Raw genomic sequence first — 24026 nt, forward strand, 5'->3', positions numbered from 1 at the left:
ATGTTACAAGTAGTTTTAGCATCGTTGATTTTCCTCCTCACACTTGTACTGGTGATTTGGCAGCCACGCAATCTTTCGATTGGGTGGTCAGCTATCGGCGGTGCAATTCTTGCCTTATTGGTAGGGGTAGTCGATTTTCAAGATGTATCAGATGTAGTAGGCATTGTATGGAACGCAACACTGGCATTTATCGCCATCATCATTATCTCGTTAATTTTGGATGAAATTGGATTTTTTGAGTGGGCGGCATTACATATGGCACGGATCGCCAAAGGAAATGGGCTGCGCATGTTTATCTTCGTCAGCATTCTGGGTGCTTTTGTAGCTGCCTTGTTTGCGAATGATGGAGCAGCGTTGATTTTAACCCCGATTGTTCTGGCAATGGTCCGGAACTTGAACTTCTCGGAAAAGATGATATTTCCGTTTATCATCGCCAGCGGATTTATTGCGGACACGACGTCGTTGCCGTTGGTCGTCAGTAACTTAGTAAACATCGTTTCGGCTGACTTTTTCGGCATCGGGTTCGTGGAATATGCATCCAGAATGGTTGTTCCGAATCTTTTTGCTTTAGTATCCAGTATTTTGGTGCTGTACTTGTTTTTTCGCAAAGATATCCCGAAAAACTATGATGTAACGAATTTGAAAAAGCCGGTTGAGGCTATCAAGGATCACAAAATGTTCCGCCTCTCCTGGGTGGTTCTGGCCGTATTGCTCATCGGCTATTTCTCAAGCGAGTTCATCGGTCTCCCGGTTTCTATCGTAGCCGGCATCATCGCCATCTTCTTTTTGCTGATGGCACAAAAGAGTCCGGCTGTCCGCACGCGCATCATTTTGCGCGGAGCACCTTGGGCGATCGTCTTCTTCTCACTCGGCATGTATGTCGTGGTCTACGGACTTAGGAATGTCGGGTTGACCAGTATTTTAGCAGATGTTATTCAGTCTGCTGCCGACCAAGGCTTGTTTGTTGCGACGATGTCCATGGGCTTTATCGCAGCCATCTTGTCTTCAATTATGAACAATATGCCGACCGTGATGATCAATGCCCTGGCCATTTCCGAGACCCAAACAACCGGGACCATTCGCGAAGCATTGATTTATGCGAACATCATCGGCTCGGATTTGGGCCCGAAAATAACGCCAATCGGCTCACTCGCGACCTTATTATGGCTTCACGTCTTGTCGGTAAAAGGGGTAAAAATCTCGTGGGGAACGTACTTCAAGGTTGGGATTATTTTAACGATTCCAACGCTGATTGCGACACTCATCGGACTGTATTTATGGCTATTAATCATATAATCCATCAATCAGATTGGTAAAGGAGTTTTACTTTATGACACGAAAGACATTGCACTTCCTTTGCACGGGCAATTCATGTCGCAGCCAGATGGCAGAAGGCTTGGGGAAAAAATTCTTGGAGATGAATGGCAAGTACTGGGTGCTGGCATCGAAGCTCACGGACTGAACCCGAATGTGGTAAAAGCAATGAACGAAGTGGACATCGATATTTCCAACCAAACATCGGATATCATCGACTTGGGCATTTTGAACAATGCAGACTTTGTCGTTACACTGTGCGGCGATGCAGCGAACAAATGCCCAATGACGCCGCCGCATTTAAAGCGAAATCATTGGGGAATTACAGATCCGGCGAAAGCGGAGGGAATGGAAAAAGAAAAATGGACGGTCTTTCAACAAGTCCGTGACGAAATCGGAGAACGGATTCGCCAATTCGCCGAAACAGGCAAATAAGAAAAGTGAATAAACTATACGTAGCAGTTAACTCAAGAACGCGATTCCCTGGAATGCCATGATTAGAAACAGACTTTGACACGATAGGAGGAAATGAAATGACCAAAAACTATCAGGAATTGGTGAAAGACCGTATTTTCATTGGCGGTGCAGCTGATGCGAAACATGCAGCAACAGCTGAAAAAATTGATGTGGTGATTGATCTGCGTGCAGAAGCAGCAGAAGGTGATTATGACTATGTCCGAGTCCATAGCCCGATTGTGGATGATTCTGATGTACAGCAGGATGAATCGATTAAGAAAGCAATCGATCAGGTAGTAGATGCCTATACCGAAGGCAAGAAAATCTATTTCCACTGTGCAGGGGGAAGCAACCGGGCAGGCACTGTAGCGATTGGTACGCTTCTGGCACTTGGCAAAGCGGATACTATTGAAGAAGCCGAAGCCCAAGCGACTGCCGTACGCCCGCAGATCATGGTCAAGCCACAATTAAAAGAATCACTCGAACGTATTTTTTATCAAGACTGATAGATAGAACAACGAGCAAGAGGAATTGATAGGTAGACAAGAAGAGCTCAATCATAGGCTCTTTTTGTTTTGACTGTGATCAGGTAATTTGCATTGGACAGGGGTTTCCTATTTGCGTGCAATGTTCTGTCTATCAAGCCGATTTTTACAGATCCGACTAGTCTATCTGATTTGGGGTATAGGATGTAAAAGGATGCAAAAAAATTTTTAATGAATCGAGCCTGGACTTGAAGTGAGCATAAGTACCAGACATTCGAAGGAGGATTTAAAATGGACGGAGCTATTAAAGCTTTTGTTTTCGATGTTTATGGAACCTTGTTTGATGTAGCGGCGATTAACAAAGAATGTGAGGAGTTGTATCCTGGATATGGCGAAAAAATAAGTCGGACGTGGAGATCAAAGCAAGTTGAATATTTTATGCTCCGTCAGCTTATGGGGAGTTATGCCACGCTTTATTCGATTACACATGATGCTCTAAAATATGCACTTAACGAAAATGACTTGCAGGCAAGTGAACAAAATGAGCAACAATTGTTGGAAGCTTATCTGCATCTGCCGCTTTATTCGGAAGTAGAAAAAGTTCTTACGGAATTGAAAGACAACAATCTAGTAGTATTCTCAAACGGCTCTCACGATATGCTAGATCCTTTAGTTAAAAATGCCGAATTAGAAGAGTTATTTAACCAGGTCCTCAGCATTGATGAAATCAAACAGTTTAAGCCGACACCTGAATCTTATCAGTATGCATTGGAAAAGCTGGAATTAGAAAGCCATGAAGTCCTATTCATGTCATCAAATGGTTGGGATGTTTCGGGAGCTAAAAGTTTCGGATTTCAAACGGCTTGGATCAACCGTAAAAACTTGCCGGTAGAAGAGCTTGATTTGGATCCGGATTATATATTCGATGATTTGAATGGCTTGTTAAAGTGGAAATGAATTTAGATAGAAGGTGTTTCGAAAATGAGGAGGAAAACAAATGACAACATTGCTACTCGGAGATAAAGCACCCTTATTTGAACTGCCTTTAGCTGAAGGGAAGACTTATTCTCTTGAACAGGATTTGACCGATCGTCCAGGATGGCGGTTTCTTGTGTTTTTCAGAGGGTCTTGGTGTCCTGTCTGCAATCAAGATTTAAAGGAGATTGAAGAAAGTATTTCTTATTTTGAAGGGAAAGGAGTTTATTTCACGGCGCTTTCAACAGATACACAGGATAATTCATTGTCGATGAAAAAAGAGCATAGCTTGAGCTATCCAATCGTATCCGACCTTACAAAAGAAATCTTGAAAAAGTATGGTGCCTATTATCATGGAGAAGATGCGCCGTATGAAGATCATGGATTCCACGGGGAAGCTGCACATTACCTGCTTGATGAAAAAGGCCATATTCTTTATCAGCAACAGCAGACGAGCCCTTACGGACGGCCAAGCGCTAAAGAGCTTCGGAAAGTCGTTCAATACATTAAGGGAAATTTGAAGCAATGAATTTTTTAGAAATACAGTCGTCGTTAGTTGAATACAAAGGAATCATATAGAGGGAATTGAGGAGAAAATAAAATAATTCACAATTCGGACAAAAATACTGTTTCAAAAAAGCCGCCGACATGCTATTCTATTTAAACAATTCAATACACTTTTGACTTTACGTCAAAGGGGAGTAGCTTTAGGGAAACCTATTTCACAATTGTCATTATATGGTTTATAGCCATCGGTTGTGATAGCAGAAATTTGCTTAGCGAGACCTTTGCCTTTAATTAGGCAAGGGTCTTTTTTGTTGGTGAAAATTAGGGGGATGATAGATGATGGAAGCAATTTTATTGGAGTATTTATGGGTGTTGTTGGTGCTAGTGGCATTGGAAGGCTTGCTTGCTGCAGATAATGCAGTGGTGATGGCGGTTATGGTCAAGCACTTGCCGGAAGAGCAACAGAAAAAAGCATTATTTTATGGGTTGGTCGGGGCGTTCGTGTTCCGTTTTGCCGCATTGTTCATGATCACTTTGCTAGTTAATGTATGGCAAATCCAGGCTTTAGGAGCCGCTTATTTATTGTTTATTGCCTTTAAGCACATTTACGATCAGCGAAAAGGAAGAGAACATTCAATCGAACCAGAAGAAACAAAAGGCGCTGGATTCTGGATGACGGTTTTGAAAGTCGAGCTGGCTGATATCGCTTTTGCGGTTGATTCAATGCTGGCTGCAGTTGCTCTAGCGATGACATTGCCACACCTCGGCAATATGGAAATCGGTGGAATCAATGGGGGGCAATTTGCTGTTATGCTTGCTGGTGGATTGGTCGGTATTATCATCATGCGATTTGCGGCGCATAAATTTGTCAAGCTTTCAGCAGACTATCCGCAATTGGAAGCGACCGCTTTTGTGATCGTCGGGTGGGTGGGCGTCAAATTGCCAGTACTCACTTTATCACACGAAAGACTTGGATTCCTGCCATACGATTTTGCCCATTCAACAGAATGGAAACTGACTTTCTGGGCAGTGTTGTTAGGAATTGTGTTGGTAGGCGCATTGGTCAGCATAAAGAAGAAGAGGGAACTTGAAGCATAAGGGCTCGTTTGCAAGCAAAATTTTGGAAGTTGATAAGCTGCACAAAAAAGGAAGATTAAATGCCTCCGGGCATTTAATCTTCCTTTTTTTATTGTTCTGTATCAAGCAAATGGCCAGTTTCTTCATCGTAAAACCGTAGCAGATCGCCATTAATGACTCTCTCTGAATAATTGAGTTCAGCTAATGCACGCTCGGAGAACGGAGCACAGTATTCCTGGCTGATTTCTGCGCCTGTGCCGTTTTCATAACAGGTATTTCCAGCGAAGACATAATCGTCTGTGACATAGCGACCGTCACGGAAAATAGTGAATTCTTCATGCTCTTCAGAAAACAAATCACTGCCGAACTGCATATCTGTGTCTGATTCCACACCCATTAAATTGAGGATGGTCGGACGCAGATCGACTTGGCCGCTGATCTTGTCGTTTACATGCCCTTGCCCGGAACCCGGAATATGAACGAAGAAGGGGACCCGCTGAAGCTGTGCAGATTCATAAGGCGTGATTTCTTTTCCAAGGTATTGGGCCATTGCGTCATTATGATTTTCTGAAATGCCGTAATGATCGCCATACATAACGATAATCGAATTTTCATAAAGACCTTGTTCTTTTAGGTCATCAAACAATTCCTTTACAGCTTCGTCCAGATAACGGGTTGTCTGGAAAAAGCGGTTGAGCGTACCTGAATTGGAGTCGAACTCATTAATCAGCTGGTCTTCTTCATCCAAAGTAAAAGGATGATGGTTGGTCAGCGTGATCAACCGGCTGTAAAATGGCTGCGGCATCTCTGCCATATGGGCAACAGACTGTTCGAAAAATGGAATGTCTTTCATCCCCCAGTTGACTGCCTGGCCTTCTTCAACGTTATAGCTTTGGATATCGAGAAATTCATCAATTCCCAATGACTCATACATCATGTCGCGATTCCAAAAACTCTTGTTATTGGCATGCTGGACATTGGTTGCATATCCTTGATTGCCCAGTTTTTCTGCCATTGAATTGTAGGTGTTTCCACCGTGCGTAAAGAACACAGCTCCACCGCTTAACGGATAAAGGGAGTTCTCAAGCAGAAATTCAGAATCGGAAGTTTTGCCGAGACCTGTCTGATGATAGAAGTTCGGAAAATAAACCGTATCCTCATCTTCTGTCAGGCTATTGAGGAACGGGGTGATGGTCTGTCCATTCATTTCCTGATTTAAGGTGAAAGTCTGCATCGATTCCAGCGTTACGACAATCAAGTTTTTGCCTTCAGCAATTCCAAGCATTTCTTCCGATGGTTCGACCTGGTTAGCGCGAACGTAGCTGTGGACATCGGTTAGCTCCGATCCATCCGCAAATGCCCTCTGTGCCTGGGATTTGGACTGAACGTAAATATCATACAAATGGTAGTTGTACATGCCAAGGTTCTTCACCAGCATTTCCCGGTCGAAACTGCGGGTCAGCAATTGAGGGCGTTCCGCTTCAGCTAATCCAAGATTCAGGAATAAGATAGCGCCGGAAAGCACAAAGTAGGCTTTCCGGTGACGCTTCCGGGATTCCTTGTTTTCTTCCTTGATCTGCAGCAATTTGACTGCAGTTAATAACAGAATGAAATCACTGAAATAAAGGATATCCGTCGTGTAGACGCTCGCGGCAGCGCTTGAACCGAGATCTCCGAAATTGTCGGTCTGAAACAGAACCGGTAATGTGATAAAGTCGCTGAAAAATCGGTAAAAAGCGACATTGCCATACAAGATAATGGAAGTAACCAGTGCCATCACCAGTAAATATTGATTTTTATTCTTTTGCTTCTGGAAGAACAATGACAATCCATATAAAAAGAGAAGCAGGCTCAGCGGACTGAGAAATAGGATCGCTTCCTGCCTAACATTATCGATCGTAATTGAGAATCCTATTTGGTAGACAATATAAGTTTTTAGCCAAGTGGTGATGATGGCGATTGCCAGTATTGTGTGTTTGGGCCATTTTTTATTCACTATGTAAAATCTCCTTTTGGAGGAACACCGAGCATTAATTTTCCAGGTAGCGGTATAAAGTGGATTTGCTGATGCCGGTCTTTTCCTTAATTTCAGCTAAACTAAATTGTTTGCTATCGTACATTTCAATTGCTTTTTTTACGTTTTCATCTGGTTTCCGAGGCCGACCAGAGATGGCACCTTTTTCTTTGGCAACAGACAAACCGGCTTTGGTCTTTTCGCTAATAGCATCACGTTGAAAATCGGCAAGACAGCGAAGAATTCTGGAAAATGGATATTCTTTGTCCCGGTTGGTTTCAATGTTTTCATGAATGGAAAGAAAGGCGACTCCTTTTGTTTCAAGCTTGTCCAAAAGTTCTACTAAATGACGTGTGGAATCCGCAAAGGTATAGAGTTTGGAAACGACGATTAAATCGCCAGATGACGCCTTATCCATTAGATTATGAAGTTGTTGGCGATTTTTAGGAGAGGCATGCTCTTCCGAATAAATTTCCATGCACTCTGAATTTTTAAGGAGTACTAGCTGGTTTTTGCATTCTGGATCTTCGTCGCTGGGTCTTGTGTATCCTATCAACATATTAAAATCTCCTTACGTAATTGATTCTATTCATCATAACATAGAATGAAAAAAGTTCCAAAAAGGTTCTATTTTGGGGAGTTAAGTGATACACTGATGCCACTGTTTAAAAACACAGGGCTTTTCTGAGAGTGAAAAGCCATCAAATAAAAAGCAAGAGAGGAACGATATTGTGTGGAAAAAAATTAAAACTCAGTGGTTCGGAAATGTTCGTGGAGACGTCCTTGCAGGGATTGTCGTAGCGCTAGCATTGATTCCCGAAGCCATCGCATTTTCTATCATCGCAGGCGTTGACCCGATGGTTGGATTGTATGCATCGTTCAGCATCGCAGTAATCATCGCATTCGTGGGTGGACGCCCAGGGATGATTTCTGCTGCCACTGGAGCTATGGCGCTATTAATGGTCCCGCTCGTGCAGGATCACGGCCTGGAATATTTATTAGCTGCCACCATTCTGACAGGCGTAATTCAAATTGTGTTTGGTGTCTTTAAAGTGGCGAAGGTGATGAAATTCATCCCGCGTGCTGTCATGATTGGTTTCGTCAATGCGTTGGCCATTCTAATTTTCATGGCGCAGGTGCCGCATTTTATTGGCATCAATACGCTGACTTACGTCTTTGTTGCCGTTACACTGGCAATTGTCTATATCGTTCCCCGGTTTTTCAAAGCTGTTCCAGCACCGCTGATCGCCTTAGTAGTACTGACTGCGGCTGCGATTTATGGAGGATTCGATTTGCGGACTGTAGGGGATTTAGGTACAATCAGTCAAACTTTACCGACGTTCTTGTTGCCAGATGTACCAGCAAACTTGGAAACATTGATGATTATCTTGCCATATTCTCTGGCGCTAGCAGTGGTTGGCTTATTGGAATCGTTACTAACAGCCAATATTGTGGATGATATGACAGGTACGGCAAGTGATAAAAATAAAGAATCTAGAGGGCAGGGAATTGCTAACTTCGTTACCGGTTTTTTTGGAGGAATGGCAGGTTGTGCCATGATTGGTCAATCCATCATCAATGTGAAGTCAGGTGGACGTGGAAGATTGTCAGCCTTAGTAGCTGGAACTTTTCTAATGTTCCTTATCATTGTCTTGGGCAATGTGGTGATTCAGATTCCGATGCCGGTCTTGGTCGGAATTATGATTATGGTTTCCATTGGTACCTTTGACTGGTCCTCCTTTACCTATTTGAAAAAAGCACCAAAAGCCGACTCGATTGTGATGCTCGCAACGGTAGCGATTGTCGTTTATACACATGACCTTTCTATTGGCGTGTTGGCGGGTGTACTTCTAAGTGCTATATTCTTTGTCGCAAAAATCTCGAAAATTAACGTTAAGAAGAAGTTACTTGAAGATCTGCATTACCAAGTAGTTGGTCAATTATTCTTCGCTTCCGTGGAAGATTTTCTTGAAAAGTTTGATTATGGAATAGAAGGGCAAACAGTAGTCATCGATTTTACCGAATCGCATATCTGGGATGATTCCGGCGTAGGTGCCGTTGACCGAGTTGTCTTGAAATTCAGGGAAAACTGCAATGATGTGAAAATTACCGGCTTGGACACAGGTAGTCAAAAACTGATCGATCAGCTAGCGATTTTCAATAACGACCATGTCAAATTACCAACCCATTAAAAAGAGAAAAGGAGTGCTCGAACATGTATACTCGAATATTACTAGCGGTGGATGGCTCAGACCATTCAGAGCGTGCTGCAAAAGAGGCAGTCAAATTAGCAGCAGGGTCATTGGAATCTCAAGTGACCATCGTATTTGTAGCGGACTATGATGATTCAAAAAAAGAAGTGCTACATAGCGGCAGTTCTGCGGAACTAGATCTTAAGCGTAGAAAGAAACTACGACCGATTGAAGAGTTGCTGACTACCAGAGCAGTCAATTACAAAGTAGAAATTCTTCACGGCACACCGGGACCTTCCATTGTCGAATACGCCAATCAGAAAAATTTCGATGTACTAATCATTGGCAGTCGCGGCTTAAACTCGTTGCAAGAAATGGTTCTAGGCAGCGTCAGTCACAAAGTGGTAAAACGTGCAAATTGTCCGGTTTTAATTGTGAAATAATAACAGTATAAAAAAGAGCTCTAAGTGGGCTTTTTTTTCTTTTGAGGAGGATAGTTATGAATAGCACATCGAAAAAACAGAACATGATCAGTAAAAACGGAGTGATCCATACGCCCTTTTATTATGGCTGGATCATTGTCATTCTTGCAGGGTTGTCTCACTTTTTCTCAGGACCAGGACAGACGTATTCAAATGCCATATTTATTGATTACTATATAGAGGAATTTGGGTGGAGTCGCTCGATGGTTTCTGGTATCTATTCTTCAGCGACATTACTTGCCGGTTTTTTATTGTTTATTATCGGCAGGATGATTGATAAAATTGGTGCCCGCAAAATGGCCATCATTGTGTCACTACTCCTAGCTGCTGCGAGCATATTCAATAGCATGGTAGTCAACTCGGTCATGCTATTTTTTGGCTTTTTCGCCGTTCGGCTGTTCGGCCAAGGATCGATGTCGCTTGTTCCAAACTCGCTTGTACCTCAGTGGTTTATTCAAAAGCGTGGCCGTGCACTTGGGTTGGCAGCTCTTGGTGGCATGATTGGTTCGGCGGCTTTTCCGCTGCTCAATGTGTGGCTGATCGAAGCGTATGGATGGAGAACAGCTTGGCAAATTCTTGGTGCATCCATTGTCATTATTTTTACGCCTTTGGCATTTTTCTTTATCCGGAATCGTCCAGAAGATATTGGCTTGAGACCAGACAATGGGCCACTTTCGAGCGAGTCAGAACAGCATAAGCCTTTATCTTCAGACATCAGTTGGACGGTAAAAGAAGCCAAAAAGACCCGTTCTTTCTGGTTGCTGCTATTTTGTGTGGTTGTTCCTGCGTTAGTTAATACCGGTATGACTTTCCATTTGGTTTCTATCTTTTCTATCGAATCACTGGCTCCAGAAACGGCAGCGACTGTCTTGAGCTTAATGGCAGTCATTGGTTTCCCGGTAACTTTCCTGGCAGGCTACTTGCTGGATAAAATCAGTGTGCAATGGATGCTGGCGATTGTTTTTGCAGGCGAAATTGTATCGATTTTCCTGCTGAAACAAGCCGATGCGTTTTCCGGCGCGATTTTGTTTGCGGTCGTTTGGGGATTCATGCTGGGCATCGAACGAGTGACACTCAGCGTTGTCTGGCCCAATTATTTTGGTCTCCAATATCTTGGCAGCATTACAGGAATTTCGATGGCCTTTATGGTCGTGGGATCTGCTCTCGGTCCGTTGCCATTCGGTTTGTTTTACGATTTCTTTGGTGGCTACGAAGAAGTATTATGGGGAATTATGATTTTCCCACTTCTTGGAATCATTGCAGCTTTACTGGCAAATTCGCCGGAAAAAGAGCTTATTGAAGAAAGTTGAAAACTAGATTTGGAGCAGCAAATTAAAAAAGGCAGAAAGGGATAAGACCCTTTCCGCCTTTTTTAGCTATTAGCCTGTTTTTTCTCAATTGCCAATAGAAAAGGCGGAGAATGTTGTTGATTAATGAATTCGTATTTAAGAACGTCAAATGATTTTTGCGGCAAAGTTGAAACGAATTCCGTGACGGCGTCCCGTTCTTCACTGCCGCCTTCATGTCCGCTGTATACCACAACTAATAAAACACCTTGAATCTTTAAAAGATCTAAGCATTGTTCGAGAGCGGCTAACGTACTTTGCGCTTTCGTGATTATGTTGTGGTCGCCTTTTGGCAAGTAGCCAAGATTGAAAACAGCTGCTGAAATAAGCTCCGTAACATAATCTTTTATTTTGGCATGGCTGTCGTAGACAAGAGTTACTTGTTGAAAGTCTTTGACTCGTTCACCAGTTGCCTCTATTGCTTCTGCTTGGATGTCAAAAGCAAAAACTTTGCCGGAAGCTCCAGTTAATCCCGCGAGGAAATGCGTATCGTGACCGTTGCCGGCAGTGCCGTCGATTACCGAGTCTCCTGGAGAAACAGCTTGTTCAAGCAGGAATTTTGTATAAGGCAAAACGCGTTGCAAGGTCATAACGTTACACTCCTAGCCACTAGTTTTCCTTGCCAACTTTCACGGCGTTCGAGTTCAGCATCAATGCCGTTTAAGACTTCCCATTTGTTAGCACTCCACATCGGACCAATCATTAGATCAATCGGACCATCACCAGTAATGCGCTGTACGACCATTTCCGGTGGCAACACTTCAAGTTGATCAGCTACTAAATTAATATACTCTTGCTTTTCTAGAAATTCGACCATGCCTTTTTCATATTGTTTGACCATCGGCGTGCCTTTTAATAAGTGCAAAAGATGAATTTTAATGCCTTGCACGTCGAGCTTAGCGACTTCACTTGCCGTTTCCATCATCATGTCACGGTCTTCAAGTGGCAAACCGTTAATGATATGAGTACAAACACGAATGCCGCGCTTACGTAATTTCGTGACACCTTCGACGTAGGCCTCGAAATCATGGGCGCGGTTAACCAAAAGGGCAGTGCGCTCGTGAACCGTTTGAAGTCCAAGTTCGACCCATAGATACGTTCGTTCGTTTAATTCAGCTAAATAATCAACAACGTCGTCAGGCAAACAGTCGGGACGCGTCGCGATGCTCAATCCGATGACATTGTTCTGTTCTAGAGCCGCTTCGAATTTTTCCTTGATAACAGGTAAGGGTGCATGGGTATTCGTATAGGCCTGAAAATAAGCCATGTATTTGGCATCTTTCCATTTCCGGTGCATTTTTTCTTTTGTTTTATCGAACTGCTCCGGTATCGAATCTACGCGGTCACCGGCAAAATCACCAGAACCTGCAACGCTGCAAAATGTGCAGCCGCCGTGTGCGACGGTGCCGTCCCGATTCGGGCAGTCAAACCCTGCATCTAACGCAATCTTCATCACTTTAAATCCGAAATGATCGCGCAAATGACGATTCCATGTATAGTAACGTTTTCCATCAGATGAAAAAGGAAATTCTATATTCACGCTTAACAACTCCTCAAACAACATTGTAGCATGTCACGGAAACGGTCAACAATGCTTGTGGATAGTGGTGTTAATTTTTATGAATATTGCGTTTAGCGCAATTGTTTGTTTAAATTGAAATGGAAGCGTTTTAATAATTACTTTTTAGTTGATGAGTCAGAGGAGGCGAAATGAAATGAAACCGATTTACAATTCTGCAAAAGAAGCAGTTGAACAAATTCCAGATGGTGCCACGATTATGGTGGGCGGTTTTGGATTAGTAGGCATACCTGAACAGTTAATTTTAGCACTTGTCGATAAAGGGGTTACCGATCTAACCGTCATTTCTAATAACTGCGGCGTAGACGAATGGGGCCTAGGACTGCTACTTAAAAACAAACAAATAAAAAAAATGATCGGTTCTTATGTGGGCGAAAACAAAGAATTCGAACGCCAAGTACTGTCGGGTGAAATCGAAGTGGAATTGACGCCGCAAGGAACACTTGCTGAAAAAATGCGTGCAGGTGGAGCTGGAATTCCAGCATTCTTTACACCAGCTGGCGTTGGCACAACGGTTGCAGATGGCAAAGAAATCCGCGAGTTTGACGGGAAAGAACATGTACTTGAACACGCATTACGAGCTGACTTTGCTTTAGTGAGAGCACATAAAGCCGATAAAATGGGCAATCTTGTTTATAATAAAACAGCACAAAACTTCAACCCGCTCGCTGCAGCAGCTGGGAAAATTACCATTGCGGAAGTAGAAGAAATTGTGGAAATCGGTGAGATTAACCCGAACCATGTTCAAACACCAAGCATTTATGTACAAGGTTTGCTTCAAGCAGATCAGGAAAAACGCATCGAACGTCTTACAACGCGTACTGTTTAAGGAAGGGTGGAGAAACGCTTGGATAAACAACTAGTCAGAGAACGAATTGCAAAACGCGCTGAAAAAGAGATTAACGATGGCGATTACGTTAACCTAGGAATTGGCATGCCAACTTTGGTTGCTAATTTTATTTCCGATAACAAAAGTGTCGTGCTTCAATCAGAAAATGGACTTTTAGGAATCGGCCCTTATCCGACTGAAGAAAATGTAGATCCGGATTTAATCAATGCTGGAAAAGAAACCGTAACGACAATCCCGGGCTCGGCTTTCTTTACCAGTGCGGAATCTTTTGCGATGATTCGCGGCGGTCATATTGATGTCGCGATTCTTGGCGGGATGGAAGTAGCTGAAAACGGCGACTTAGCCAACTGGATGATTCCCGGTAAAATGATCAAAGGCATGGGCGGCGCGATGGATTTAGTCCACGGCGCGAAAAAAGTCATCGTCATTATGGATCATGTGTCTAAAGACGGTTCTGCTAAAATCAAAAAGCAATGTGACTTGCCGTTAACTGGCAAAGGCGTAGTCAATAAAATCATTACAGAACGTGCAGTAATCGAAGTAACAGAAGATGGCCTAGTGTTGTCTGAGGTATTCGAAGGCTTTACCGTTCAAGATATCATCGATTCTACGGACGCGCCGTTGAATACAGAAAACGTCGAAGTTTCTTAGGCTATTGCCAAAAAACGGCGGGTCGTCTAAAATAGAGACAATAGCCAATGACAGTGAAGAGGACTAGTAGTTTGTGTATTTTTGACAGAGAGCCGGTGCGTGGTGCAAGCTGGTAAAATGCGCAAGTGAACTCACCTTGGAGTCCGTGTATGTGAAACTAAGTAAGATACACCGTTTTCCGCGTTAAGGAGTCAAGTTGAGCGAGCAATCGCTAATTTGGGTGGTACCGCGGGAAAATCCCGTCCCTTATTTTTAAGGGACGGGATTTTTTTATTTTGAGGAGGAATCGGAAATGACATTCAATCACAAGCTAGTTGAGAAAAAATGGCAAAAATATTGGCAAGACAATAAGACGTTTAAAATGGTGGACGACCCATTAAAACCGAAATTCTATGCACTAGATATGTTCCCGTATCCATCAGGCGCCGGACTTCACGTAGGACATCCAGAAGGCTATACGGCGACGGACATTTTAAGCCGTGTCAAACGCATGCAAGGTTATAACGTGTTGCATCCGATGGGCTGGGATGCATTTGGACTGCCAGCAGAACAATATGCGCTCGATACCGGAAACGACCCAGCTGAATTTACGGCTAAAAACATCGCAACGTTCAAGCGTCAAATTCAAGAACTTGGATTTTCATATGACTGGGACCGCGAAATCAACACAACGGATCCGTCTTATTATAAATGGACACAATGGATTTTCATTCAATTGTATAATAAAGGACTGGCTTATGTAGACGAAGTAGCGGTTAACTGGTGCCCGGCACTTGGAACTGTTCTTGCAAATGAAGAAGTAATCGATGGCAAGTCAGAACGTGGAGGTCATCCAGTTGAACGTCGTCCGATGCGCCAATGGGTATTGCGTATTACGGAATATGCGGACCGTTTGCTTGAAGATTTGGATGACTTGGATTGGCCGGAAAGTCTGAAAGACATGCAACGCAACTGGATTGGTAAATCAGAAGGAGCAGAACTGGAGTTCCAAGTAGCGGACACAGAACATTCTTTCCGTGCATTCACGACACGCCCAGATACGATTTTTGGCGCAACTTACGCGGTACTAGCGCCAGAACATAAATGGGTAGCTGCGATTACAACAGCGGATCAAAAACAAGCTGTCGACAAATACGTCGATGACGTTAAAACAAAAAGTGACTTGGAACGTACTGATTTGGCGAAAGACAAATCAGGTGTCTTCACAGGCGCGTATGCAACCAATCCAGCGAGCGGTGAAAAAATGCCGATTTGGATTGCCGATTATGTCTTGGCAACTTATGGAACGGGCGCAATTATGGCAGTTCCTGCTCACGACGAGCGCGATTACGAGTTTGCCAAGCAATTCGATTTGCCGATTGTGGAAGTTGTGTCAGGCGGCAATATCGAAGAAGAAGCATATGCTGGTGACGGTGAATTGATCAATTCCGACTTCCTAAACGGTTTGAATAAAAAAGAAGCGATTGAAAACGCGATTGCTTGGCTAATTGACAAAAAAGTCGGCGAAAAGAAAATCACTTACCGCTTGCGTGACTGGTTGTTTAGCCGTCAGCGTTACTGGGGCGAGCCGATTCCAATCATCCACTGGGAAGATGGCACAATGACACCCGTTGAAGAAAAAGATTTGCCATTGATGCTGCCGGTAACAAAGGATATTAAGCCGAGCGGAACAGGGGAGTCGCCACTTGCCAATATTACCGACTGGGTCAATATTGTTCACCCAGAAACGGGCATGAAAGGGCGCCGCGAAACCAACACGATGCCGCAATGGGCAGGAAGCTGCTGGTATTACTTGCGCTTTATCGATCCAACGAATGACGAAATGTTGGCAGATCCAGAACTATTGAAACGCTGGTTGCCGGTAGATGTTTATATCGGCGGCGCAGAGCATGCTGTACTTCATTTGCTGTATGCACGTTTCTGGCATAAAGTGCTTTACGATATCGGAGTAGTATCGACAAAAGAGCCTTTCCAGAAATTGTTTAACCAAGGCATGATTTTGGGCGAAGGCAACGAAAAAATGTCGAAATCCAAAGGCAATGTCGTGAACCCAGACCAAATCATCGAAAGCCACGGAGCAGATACATTGCGTATGTACGAAATGTTCATGGGTCCACTAGAAGCATCGATTGCATGGTCGACAAACGGACTAGACGGCTCCCGCCGATTCCTAGACCGCGTTTGGCGCTTGTTGATGGACGAAGAGCAATTGAGCGCGAAAGTAACCGATGCTAACGACGGCAAGCTGGAAAAAGTCTATCATCAAACAGTCAAAAAAGTAACGGACGATTTCGAAGGGCTGCGTTTCAACACAGCTATTTCACAAATGATGATGTTCATCAATGAAGGCTATAAAGTCGATTCGATTCCGACAGAATATGTAGAAGGCTTTGTAAAATTGCTATCGCCAATCGCACCTCATGTAGCAGAAGAGCTATGGGAGAAATTGGGTCACGAAGGATCAGTATCATATGAAAACTGGCCGCAATTTGATGAGTCAAAAATGGTCGACGATGAAGTCGAAGTTGTAGTTCAAGTAAACGGCAAAGTGAAAACTAAGCTAATCATCGCTAAAGACAGCTCAAAAGAACAGCTAGAAACAGCTGCACTTGCAGACGAGCACGTCCAAAAAGCGGCTGACGGCAAACAAGTACGCAAAGTCATCGTCATTCCAGGGAAATTGGTCAATATTGTTGTAGGTTAAAGAAAAGCGGAGTCTTCCGGGAGTTCCGACAGGTTTAAGGAGGACCGGCGAAGTGGCGTTGTTTGCCACACAGCCGGGCTGATTTAAGGCCCGAGGAGCTGGAAGACGGAGTCTGGACAAAGAAAAGCGGAGTCTAGACATAAAAAAATGCAAAACCTTCCAGGAGCATTTTAAAAATTAAATAACAAAAGAGGCAGACCGGATTTTCTCTGGGCTGCCTCTTTTGGATTGTTATAAGTAAATTGTTATTTCTTGTAAATCGCGCTAGCCGCTTTGGGCATGGCCCCCGCAAGAAACCAGAAAAACCACCCGTATTCTTGCTTCGTCTAGCCCGTGGACGCGCCATCGCTGAGAAATTTGGTTAAATAAATGCGAGCTTTTAAGTTTCTGGGTTTCTCATGAAACCAAATGAGAAGTGAGTTTGGACATAACCTTTTCACTCAGGTTGACTTAGTGATGCAAAAAATTGAATGATGACCTTTAGAAGAAAGAGCGGAAGGTGGCGAAGAGCTAAGATATGCTCCTGCATCGCTTCGCTAGCTTTGTCGCAAAGCCATTACCCGAATTTCATTCGTTTAATGACTTTCCTGCGGGAATGGTGAAATCCACTCGGGCAATAAGGCCGATTTAGTTCGGCATTAGCCTGCGGAAAGCGACCACCTGGAGCGATTTCTTCAGTTCCGATACTCCTTAATCAATTCAAAAACTATTTCTTTTTACCAAACGCGCGGCCAATTAATAAGGCTACGAAAATGATGAGTAGTGGAAGGGAATAGACTAGCAACAGAACATACTCAGTTACATCGTCCATAGCTTTTAAGCCCAGCTTTCTACTTGGCTTTCTTTGGCAAATCGTGCTGCACTTTGTCCTGCTACATTGCCGGTCACTAGTGCAGAAGTGATGTTATAGCCGCCGGTATATCCATGGATATCCAGGATTTCACCGCAGAAGTACAAGCCCGGCTTCTTTTTAGAAGCCATCGTCTTTGGTTCGATTTCCTTGATGGACACGCCGCCTCCTGTGACGAACGCCTTCTCGATTGATTGCGTGCCGTTTACGAACATCGTGAAGACTGTCAGCTGTTGTGCAAACGCCCGGACTTTATCGCTTGCCAGTTCCGCTCCAGTCAATTGGGGATCAATGTCGGCACGTCCAAGTAGGAATAGCAACCACCGCTCCTGAGCAAAGCTTTTCCAAACGTTTTTTAGCGATTTTTTCGGTTCTTCTTTCATCATTTTAAGGAGCAGTTGAAAAGCGGATTCTGCGTTTTCATTCGGCAAGGTGTTAATGCGCATTTCAACGGGCAGGCCACCATTTTTTTTCATTTCTTTGACGACATACTGACTGCAACGCAATACAGCTGGACCGCTCAATCCGAAGTGAGTAAACAGCATATCCATTTGGTGCGTCACTAGTACTTTGCCTTTTTTGTTCAATACGGTTACGGCTGCGTCACGAAGTGCCAAACCTTGAAGTTCTCGGCTGACAATAAACGACTCTTTTGACAGCAAAGGCACTTCAGTCGGGTAGAGTTCAGTGACCAAGTGTCCTGCTTTTTCCGCCCACGGGTAACCGTCTCCAGTAGAGCCTGTTTGTGGCACGGCTTTACCTCCAACGGCTACAACCACTGCTTTAGCAGTGTATTCTTCGCCAGTATGAAGACGAACGCCGGTTACTTTTTCGTCGGTCATCAATAATTTTTTAACGGGAGAATCAAGCAATACCGTGACATTCAGTCGTTCCATTTCTTTGAACATGGCATCCGCTACATCTTGTGCGCGGTTAGATACTGGGAACATTCGGCCATGATCTTCTTCTTTTAAAGCGACGCCGAGACCTTCAAAAAAGGAAATAATGTCTTCGTTATTAAATACGGAAAACGGGCTATGGAGAAAACGACCATTCCCTGGAATATGTTTTACGATTTCGTCAAGTGGCAATCGATTGGTTACGTTGCAGCGGCCACCACCAGAAATAATTAATTTTTTCCCTAATTTCTTTCCTTTTTCGATCAATAAAACTTTTTGGTTGTTAGAAGCTGCGGCAATTGATGCCATTAAGCCGGAGGAACCCCCGCCTATGATTATCACGTCATACATATAATAAGAACTCGCTTTCGTTTTTCTTTCAGTATACACGATGCAACGAAACACGTTGAGTAATTTCTTCTATAGGTGTAAACTATCGTGTAGATTGCTTTTATCATGAATAAGTCAGGAAGTGCAAAATGTCGTCATTAATCAAAGGTACAGCCATCTTAACCTTGGGTTTATTTTTATCAAAAATCCTTGGCGTTATTTATATCATCCCGTTTTACAGCATGGTGGGAAAAGACAATATCGGTCTTTATCAGTACGCCTACATACCGTATAACCTGATGCTGGCACTGGCCATTTCAGGAGCTCCGATTGCTTTCTCGAAATTTACCGCCAAATACAATTCCCTCGGTGATTATGAAACAGGCAGGAGATTATTGAAATCAGGCCTCTTGACGATGATGATCACCGGCTTTGTTTCTTTCACCTTGCTTTACCTCTTTGCAGAGCCACTTGCTCGCATCACCATTTCTGAAGATGAACAAATTTATTCAGTTGGAGATATTACCGAAGCAATCCGCTGGGTCAGCTTTGCACTGATTGTGGTACCGTTTATGAGTCTTTGGAGAGGGTTTTTTCAAGGCTATAACTACATGATGCCCACCGCAGTTTCACAGCTTGTTGAGCAAATTGTTCGCATTATTTTCCTATTGGGTGGTGCTTTTGCCGTTATTTATATTTTTGATGGCACTCCGAAAACAGCGATTCAATTTGCGGTATTATCAGCGGCTATCGGAGCGCTTGGCGGTATTGTGACATTGGGCTATTTCTGGAAAAAGAAAAAGCCGGAATACAATCGTTTGCTAGCTAATTCGGTTGAATCTTACGATGTAAAGTTACGTGATATGTACAAAGAGATTTTGATTTATGCGGTTCCGGTCATTTTTCTAGGGATTGCCAACCCGTTATTCCAATTTGTGGATTTGATGACGTTTAACCGGGCGATGAGCTCTGGTGGCAATTTCTCTGAAATCGACTTGCTTGGAATTCTGAACTTAACCGCTCATAAGCTAGTAATGATTCCGGTTATGCTTGCTACTGGGTTTTCAATGGCATTGATTCCGCTGATCACCAAGCATTTTACGCGCAATGAATTTCTTCAAGTATCACGAACACTCGATCAATCGATCCAGTTGCTGTTGTTCTTGACATTGCCTGCTGTTATCGGCATGACGATGTTGTCGGACGAGCTGTACCATGTGTTCTATGAAGTGAGTGACATCGGATCTGAAATCTTGGCGCATTATTTGCCGGTTGCGATTCTATTTGCGGCATTCCCTGTAACGGCTTCAATCTTGCAAGGTATCAACAAACAGAAATGGATTATTATTAACTTGTCTACGGGGCTTTTGCTAAAAGCACTTTTGAATACACCATTAATCGAACGTTTCGAAACAGATGGCGCGATTGCAGCGACCATTATTGGTTATGTGGCGGCAATTGGTATGAACATGTTGGTCATCGTTAAAACGATGAACTATCATTCTCAAATGGTCGGGAGACGTGTTATCTTAATTGTCATTTTGAACTTGATTATGGCGGGTGCGGTTTTTCTAGCAATGTCAGGATTAGACCTATTTATGGGCATGGACAATAAATTGCAGTCAATGCTGCGCATTATTCTGATCGGTGGCGTCGGGGCAATCGTTTATGGATACCTCGGCTTGAAGACGGGTTTGGCACAAAAATTGCTGGGCTCGAAAATAACGAGAATTTCCCGGAAATTCGGCTTTTAGGAGTGACACAATGCGCTTAGATAAATTTCTTTCGAATATGGGTTTTGGCTCCAGAAAAGAAGTCAAGATCCTGTTGAAAAAAAAAGCCGTGGAAGTGAACGGTGAAATTGTCCGTGATCCGAAAGTGCATGTCGATGAACATGTTGATCAGGTGTTGGTGGGTGGAGAGGCTGTTGTCTATATCGAGTTTATTTATCTGCTGATGAACAAACCGCAGGACGTCATCTCGGCGACAGAAGACAAATACGATCAGACAGTCATTGATTTACTGGCACAACAAGAGCAACATTTCGACCCGTTCCCAGTAGGGCGCCTCGATAAAGATACCGAAGGGTTCCTTTTGCTAACGAATGACGGTAAATTGGCACATGAATTATTGTCGCCTAAAAAACATGTGGACAAGACGTATTACGCATTAGTTGAAGGTGTGGTTACAGAAGAGGATGCAGAAGCATTTAAAAAAGGTGTAGCGCTTGACGATGGTTACGTGACCAAGCCGGCTAGCTTGAACATAATTGAGAGTGCCACTGTTTCTAAAATTGAATTAACAATTACTGAAGGCAAATTCCATCAAGTTAAGCGGATGTTCGAAAGTGTCGGCAAACGGGTAGTTTACTTGAAACGTTTGTCGATGGGGCCATTGAGTCTTGATCCGGAGCTCGGTCTCGGAGAATACCGTCATTTAACGGAAGAGGAAGTAATTAGTTTAAAACAAAGAAAATGACCGCGTAGTTGCGGTCATTTTCTTTGTTTAGGAAATCTTTTTAGGACGTCATTTTCACTTTCCGTTGCGTCGTTGTCCATTGGCCTCGAGTTGGGCTGGTTACCAAGTCGTTAAAGGCTAACACATTCAAATCTCTTTGAATGGTGCGAGGAGTGATGCCGAATTCGTCGACAAGATCTTGTGTCGTTACAGTCCCGTTGTCGAGAATGTACTTATACATATCTTTAATTCGAATGAGCATGCGATCGGTTGTGGGTTTCATAATAATAGAACCACTCCTTCATCTTTTTTCCCATTGGCAAAGACTAGCGGACGATATGCTGATGTTCATACAGCAAGTTTATGATAGATGCCAAAGACAGCCCCTTTTCCTAAAGTAGTATGTCAATTTAACTAATCTGACAATTTGATTATAGCGGAAAAACGTCTCGAATTCTAGGATTTCCCTTTATATTTACGTAAATATAACAATAGAAAGCCAGAATTTTTCATGCAATTTGACACAAAATCTTTAATTTGATGGAAAAAGGTGTACAATAGCCATAACAAAAAGGAGTGTGAGACATGGATTGGCTGCTAGAAGCTAACAAGCGTAAAGAAACCATGCTGAGTGAATTACAGGAGTTAATTGCGATTCCTAGCGTGTTAAGTGACGAAACAACGCCAACAGCTCCTTTTGGAAAAGAAGTTAAACAGGCATTGGATTGGTTTTTGCACAAAGGAAGAGCACAAGGATATTCAGTAAAAAATGTTGGAGACGTTGCAGGACATCTTGAAATTGGAGAAGGTGATGAACTGCTCGGGATTTTAGGGCATGTCGATGTTGTTCCTGTGGGTCAAGGTTGGACGAAAGAACCGTTCGGCGGAGAAATTCAAGATGGTCGTCTGTATGGTCGCGGTGCCATTGATGACAAAGGACCAACAATTGCTGCATGGACAGCCTTGAACATGTTGAAAGACGCGGACGTAGAATTTACAAAGCGCGTGAGGTTGATCATCGGCACCGATGAAGAAAGCGATTTCCGCTGTATGGACCGCTATTTTCAGACAGAAGAAATGCCGGCTGCAGCTTTTACTCCAGACGCAGATTTCCCAATTATCAACGCGGAAAAAGGCATCGCCGGGTTGGTTTTTTCGACTTTTTCATTGCATGACGATGAAATCTTGGAATCGTTCATTGCGGGCCATCGAACCAATATGGTGCCAGATACAGCGACTGCGATTTTAAATGGCCAATTGGTGGAATGGCAGCAAGACTTTAAGGAATTTTGTGTAAAGCATCAACTGACAGGAAGAGCAGAGCAGCATAACAGTTCAACTGAATTGACGCTAAACGGCAAATCAGCGCATGCGATGGAACCGGAAAACGGCATTAACGCCGGAATTCTTTTGGCTCTGTTTTTAAAAGATCGCTTAGAAGGTGATGGTCAAAAGTTTGTAGCATTTATCGCAGATACGTTTTATCAAGATTCACGTGGACGTAAACTCGGACTTGATTTTACAGATGAGCAATCGGGAGATACGACATTTAATGCTGGAATCATCCGTTTTGAAAAAAAGAAAACAGCAACGATTCATGTCAGCATGCGGTATTCCGTCAGCTACCCATTCGAAGAGAAGATGACTGCTTACGAGTTGGAGAATTTTATGTTGGACATTGCGTCTAATTCTCCTCCTCATTACGTGGACGGAAACGATCCGTTTATCAAGACACTACAAAGCGCATATGAAAAACAGACTGGCAACAAAGCAGATCTTATTGCCATCGGGGGCGGCACTTATGCGCGCGTATTAGATAAAGGTGTAGCGTTCGGGATGCTGTTTCCGGGCGAACCGGATGTTGCCCATCAAGCAGATGAATTTGTCGACATCGACAATTTAGTTAAAGCAACTGCAATCTACGCAGAAGCAATTTACCAAGTAGCTTGTAAAAAATGAGGAAAGAGGGAATGGATATGGATTTGATATTGCATAATGGAGAGTTTATTCGTGAAGAGGATCTGGTAATTTCGAAAGAAGATCGCGGCTATCAGTTCGGGGACGGGATTTATGAAGTGATTCGTGTTTATGATGGCAATTTATTTACAGCAAAAGAACATATCGATCGTTTCTACGAAAGTGCCGATAAGATCAAAATTGTCATTCCTCATACAAAAGATGTGTTCCATAAGATGATGTATGATTTTGTTGAAACTAACAATATTAACAACGGCCAGGTATATGTTCAGATTACGCGGGGGGCTGCAGAGCGCCAGCACCAGTTTCCGGCTCAAGCAAACCCTGTCATTACTGGTAATACCAAATCAGTAGAGCGCCCCGTTGCAAATTTGAACTCGGGAGTTACTGCTAAATTTATCGAAGATATCCGCTGGTTGCGCTGTGACATCAAGAGCTTGAATTTACTTGGCAATGTCTTGGCAAAGCAGGAAGCTTATGAAGAAGGATTTTTTGAAGCAATTCTGCACCGTGGTGAAACCGTGACAGAAGGATGTTCATCGAATATGTATGGCATAAAAAATGGCATTCTTTATACTCATCCTGCTAACAATCTGATCTTGAATGGCATTACAAGAAGAGTTATTCTTGAGCTGTGTAAAGAGTTGGAAATTCCAGTGGAAGAGACAGCTTTTACAAAAACTCAAGCGCTCGAAATGGATGAATTCTTTATGTCTTCGGTAACCACTGAAGTAATGCCAATTGTTAAGATTGGTGATCATAAAATCGCTCAAGGCGTTCCAGGGGAATTGACCCGAAAACTGCAGACAGCTTTTGAATCACGCATTGGAGTGGGCGTGAAATCATAAATCCAGGGATTTTAGAAGAAAGAAAGTGATTGG

At 43.4% G+C, this 24026-nt stretch carries 21 protein-coding genes, 1 pseudogene and 1 other annotated feature; of the genes and pseudogenes, 16 read left to right on the forward strand and 6 right to left on the reverse strand.

The features are described from left to right. The 6 genes and pseudogenes from BBH88_RS06690 to BBH88_RS06715 all read left to right on the forward strand — a co-directional run bounded on the left by BBH88_RS06690 (position 1) and on the right by BBH88_RS06715 (position 4835). On the forward strand, positions 1 to 1296 hold the full coding sequence (locus BBH88_RS06690) for an arsenic transporter (RefSeq protein WP_065537079.1): 1296 nt from the start codon (positions 1 to 3) through the stop codon (positions 1294 to 1296). 34 nt (positions 1297 to 1330) lie between these two features. Next, positions 1331 to 1749 (forward strand): annotated as a pseudogene (gene arsC, locus BBH88_RS06695) (arsenate reductase (thioredoxin)). A gap of 98 nt (positions 1750 to 1847) precedes the next feature. Further along, positions 1848 to 2276 carry a protein-tyrosine phosphatase family protein gene (locus BBH88_RS06700; protein ID WP_065537078.1) on the forward strand — a complete coding sequence of 143 codons (429 nt, stop codon included), beginning with the start codon at positions 1848 to 1850 and terminating at the stop codon, positions 2274 to 2276. Between the two features lie 270 nt (positions 2277 to 2546). Beyond that, positions 2547 to 3212 (forward strand): haloacid dehalogenase type II, encoded by a 666-nt coding sequence (locus BBH88_RS06705; protein WP_065537077.1) that lies wholly within the window; start codon positions 2547 to 2549, stop codon positions 3210 to 3212. Positions 3213 to 3252: 40 nt separating this feature from the next. After that, complete coding sequence (locus tag BBH88_RS06710) at positions 3253 to 3759, forward strand: peroxiredoxin family protein (protein ID WP_065537076.1); 507 nt, start codon at positions 3253 to 3255, stop codon at positions 3757 to 3759. Positions 3760 to 4076: 317 nt separating this feature from the next. Further along, positions 4077 to 4835, forward strand: a complete 759-nt coding sequence (locus BBH88_RS06715; RefSeq protein ID WP_065537396.1) for a TerC family protein — start codon at positions 4077 to 4079, stop codon at positions 4833 to 4835. 88 nt (positions 4836 to 4923) lie between these two features. Here the strand turns inward: BBH88_RS06715 and BBH88_RS06720 are convergent, their stop codons facing one another. Both BBH88_RS06720 and BBH88_RS06725 read right to left on the reverse strand, forming a co-directional pair. Further along, positions 4924 to 6813: an LTA synthase family protein gene (locus tag BBH88_RS06720; RefSeq protein ID WP_065537075.1), complete on the reverse strand. Its 1890-nt coding sequence runs from the start codon at positions 6811 to 6813 to the stop codon at positions 4924 to 4926. Positions 6814 to 6844: 31 nt separating this feature from the next. After that, on the reverse strand, positions 6845 to 7387 hold the full coding sequence (locus BBH88_RS06725; protein WP_065537074.1) for a recombinase family protein: 543 nt from the start codon (positions 7385 to 7387) through the stop codon (positions 6845 to 6847). A 172-nt stretch (positions 7388 to 7559) separates the two neighbouring features. Here BBH88_RS06725 and BBH88_RS06730 point away from each other — a divergent pair, with 172 nt between their 5' ends. The 3 genes from BBH88_RS06730 to BBH88_RS06740 are packed head-to-tail and all read left to right on the forward strand — an operon-like array spanning position 7560 to position 10812. Continuing rightward, positions 7560 to 9020, forward strand: coding sequence for a SulP family inorganic anion transporter (locus tag BBH88_RS06730; protein ID WP_065537073.1), 1461 nt, complete (start codon positions 7560 to 7562; stop codon positions 9018 to 9020). Between the two features lie 23 nt (positions 9021 to 9043). After that, positions 9044 to 9463: a universal stress protein gene (locus BBH88_RS06735; RefSeq protein ID WP_065537072.1), complete on the forward strand. Its 420-nt coding sequence runs from the start codon at positions 9044 to 9046 to the stop codon at positions 9461 to 9463. A gap of 56 nt (positions 9464 to 9519) precedes the next feature. After that, on the forward strand, positions 9520 to 10812 hold the full coding sequence (locus BBH88_RS06740; RefSeq protein ID WP_065537071.1) for an MFS transporter: 1293 nt from the start codon (positions 9520 to 9522) through the stop codon (positions 10810 to 10812). A 62-nt stretch (positions 10813 to 10874) separates the two neighbouring features. On the opposite strand, the gene BBH88_RS06745 is transcribed toward BBH88_RS06740, so the two are convergent. Together BBH88_RS06745 and BBH88_RS06750 are read right to left on the reverse strand one after the other, a co-directional pair. Beyond that, on the reverse strand, positions 10875 to 11438 hold the full coding sequence (locus tag BBH88_RS06745) for a tRNA 5-(aminomethyl)-2-thiouridylate-methyltransferase MnmM (RefSeq protein WP_006830842.1): 564 nt from the start codon (positions 11436 to 11438) through the stop codon (positions 10875 to 10877). Next, positions 11435 to 12388 carry a tRNA modification radical SAM protein MnmL/YtqA gene (locus tag BBH88_RS06750; protein WP_083387755.1) on the reverse strand — a complete coding sequence of 318 codons (954 nt, stop codon included), beginning with the start codon at positions 12386 to 12388 and terminating at the stop codon, positions 11435 to 11437. Before BBH88_RS06750 ends, BBH88_RS06745 begins: the two co-directional genes overlap by 4 nt. Positions 12389 to 12563: 175 nt before the next feature. On the opposite strand from BBH88_RS06750, the gene BBH88_RS06755 reads away from it, so the two are divergent. From BBH88_RS06755 to leuS, 3 genes are all read left to right on the forward strand, one after another. Next, entirely contained in the window at positions 12564 to 13256 is a 693-nt protein-coding gene (locus tag BBH88_RS06755) for a CoA transferase subunit A (RefSeq protein ID WP_006830844.1), read from the forward strand. 18 nt (positions 13257 to 13274) lie between these two features. Continuing rightward, entirely contained in the window at positions 13275 to 13928 is a 654-nt protein-coding gene (locus BBH88_RS06760; RefSeq protein WP_006830845.1) for a 3-oxoacid CoA-transferase subunit B, read from the forward strand. A 44-nt stretch (positions 13929 to 13972) separates the two neighbouring features. Further along, positions 13973 to 14178 (forward strand) — a binding site (T-box leader). 42 nt (positions 14179 to 14220) lie between these two features. Then, entirely contained in the window at positions 14221 to 16632 is a 2412-nt protein-coding gene (gene leuS / locus BBH88_RS06765) for a leucine--tRNA ligase (RefSeq protein WP_006830846.1), read from the forward strand. A gap of 816 nt (positions 16633 to 17448) precedes the next feature. On the opposite strand, the gene BBH88_RS06770 is transcribed toward leuS, so the two are convergent. Next, on the reverse strand, positions 17449 to 18732 hold the full coding sequence (locus BBH88_RS06770; protein ID WP_040852722.1) for a BaiN/RdsA family NAD(P)/FAD-dependent oxidoreductase: 1284 nt from the start codon (positions 18730 to 18732) through the stop codon (positions 17449 to 17451). Positions 18733 to 18860: 128 nt separating this feature from the next. On the opposite strand from BBH88_RS06770, the gene BBH88_RS06775 reads away from it, so the two are divergent. Both BBH88_RS06775 and BBH88_RS06780 read left to right on the forward strand, forming a co-directional pair. Beyond that, complete coding sequence (locus BBH88_RS06775) at positions 18861 to 20465, forward strand: putative polysaccharide biosynthesis protein (RefSeq protein WP_065537069.1); 1605 nt, start codon at positions 18861 to 18863, stop codon at positions 20463 to 20465. Positions 20466 to 20475: 10 nt separating this feature from the next. Continuing rightward, on the forward strand, positions 20476 to 21189 hold the full coding sequence (locus BBH88_RS06780; RefSeq protein WP_006830849.1) for a pseudouridine synthase: 714 nt from the start codon (positions 20476 to 20478) through the stop codon (positions 21187 to 21189). Between the two features lie 40 nt (positions 21190 to 21229). Here BBH88_RS06780 and BBH88_RS06785 read toward each other — a convergent pair whose 3' ends face one another. Next, positions 21230 to 21451, reverse strand: a complete 222-nt coding sequence (locus BBH88_RS06785; protein WP_006830850.1) for a DeoR family transcriptional regulator — start codon at positions 21449 to 21451, stop codon at positions 21230 to 21232. 302 nt (positions 21452 to 21753) lie between these two features. Between BBH88_RS06785 and pepV the strand changes: the two genes are divergently transcribed. Continuing rightward, positions 21754 to 23127: a dipeptidase PepV gene (gene pepV / locus BBH88_RS06790; protein WP_065537068.1), complete on the forward strand. Its 1374-nt coding sequence runs from the start codon at positions 21754 to 21756 to the stop codon at positions 23125 to 23127. Positions 23128 to 23144: 17 nt separating this feature from the next. Beyond that, entirely contained in the window at positions 23145 to 23993 is an 849-nt protein-coding gene (gene dat / locus BBH88_RS06795) for a D-amino-acid transaminase (RefSeq protein WP_006829966.1), read from the forward strand. Positions 23994 to 24026: the final 33 nt, after the last annotated feature.

It is taken from the genome of Planococcus antarcticus DSM 14505, from assembly GCF_001687565.2.
GTDB lineage: Bacteria > Bacillota > Bacilli > Bacillales_A > Planococcaceae > Planococcus > Planococcus antarcticus.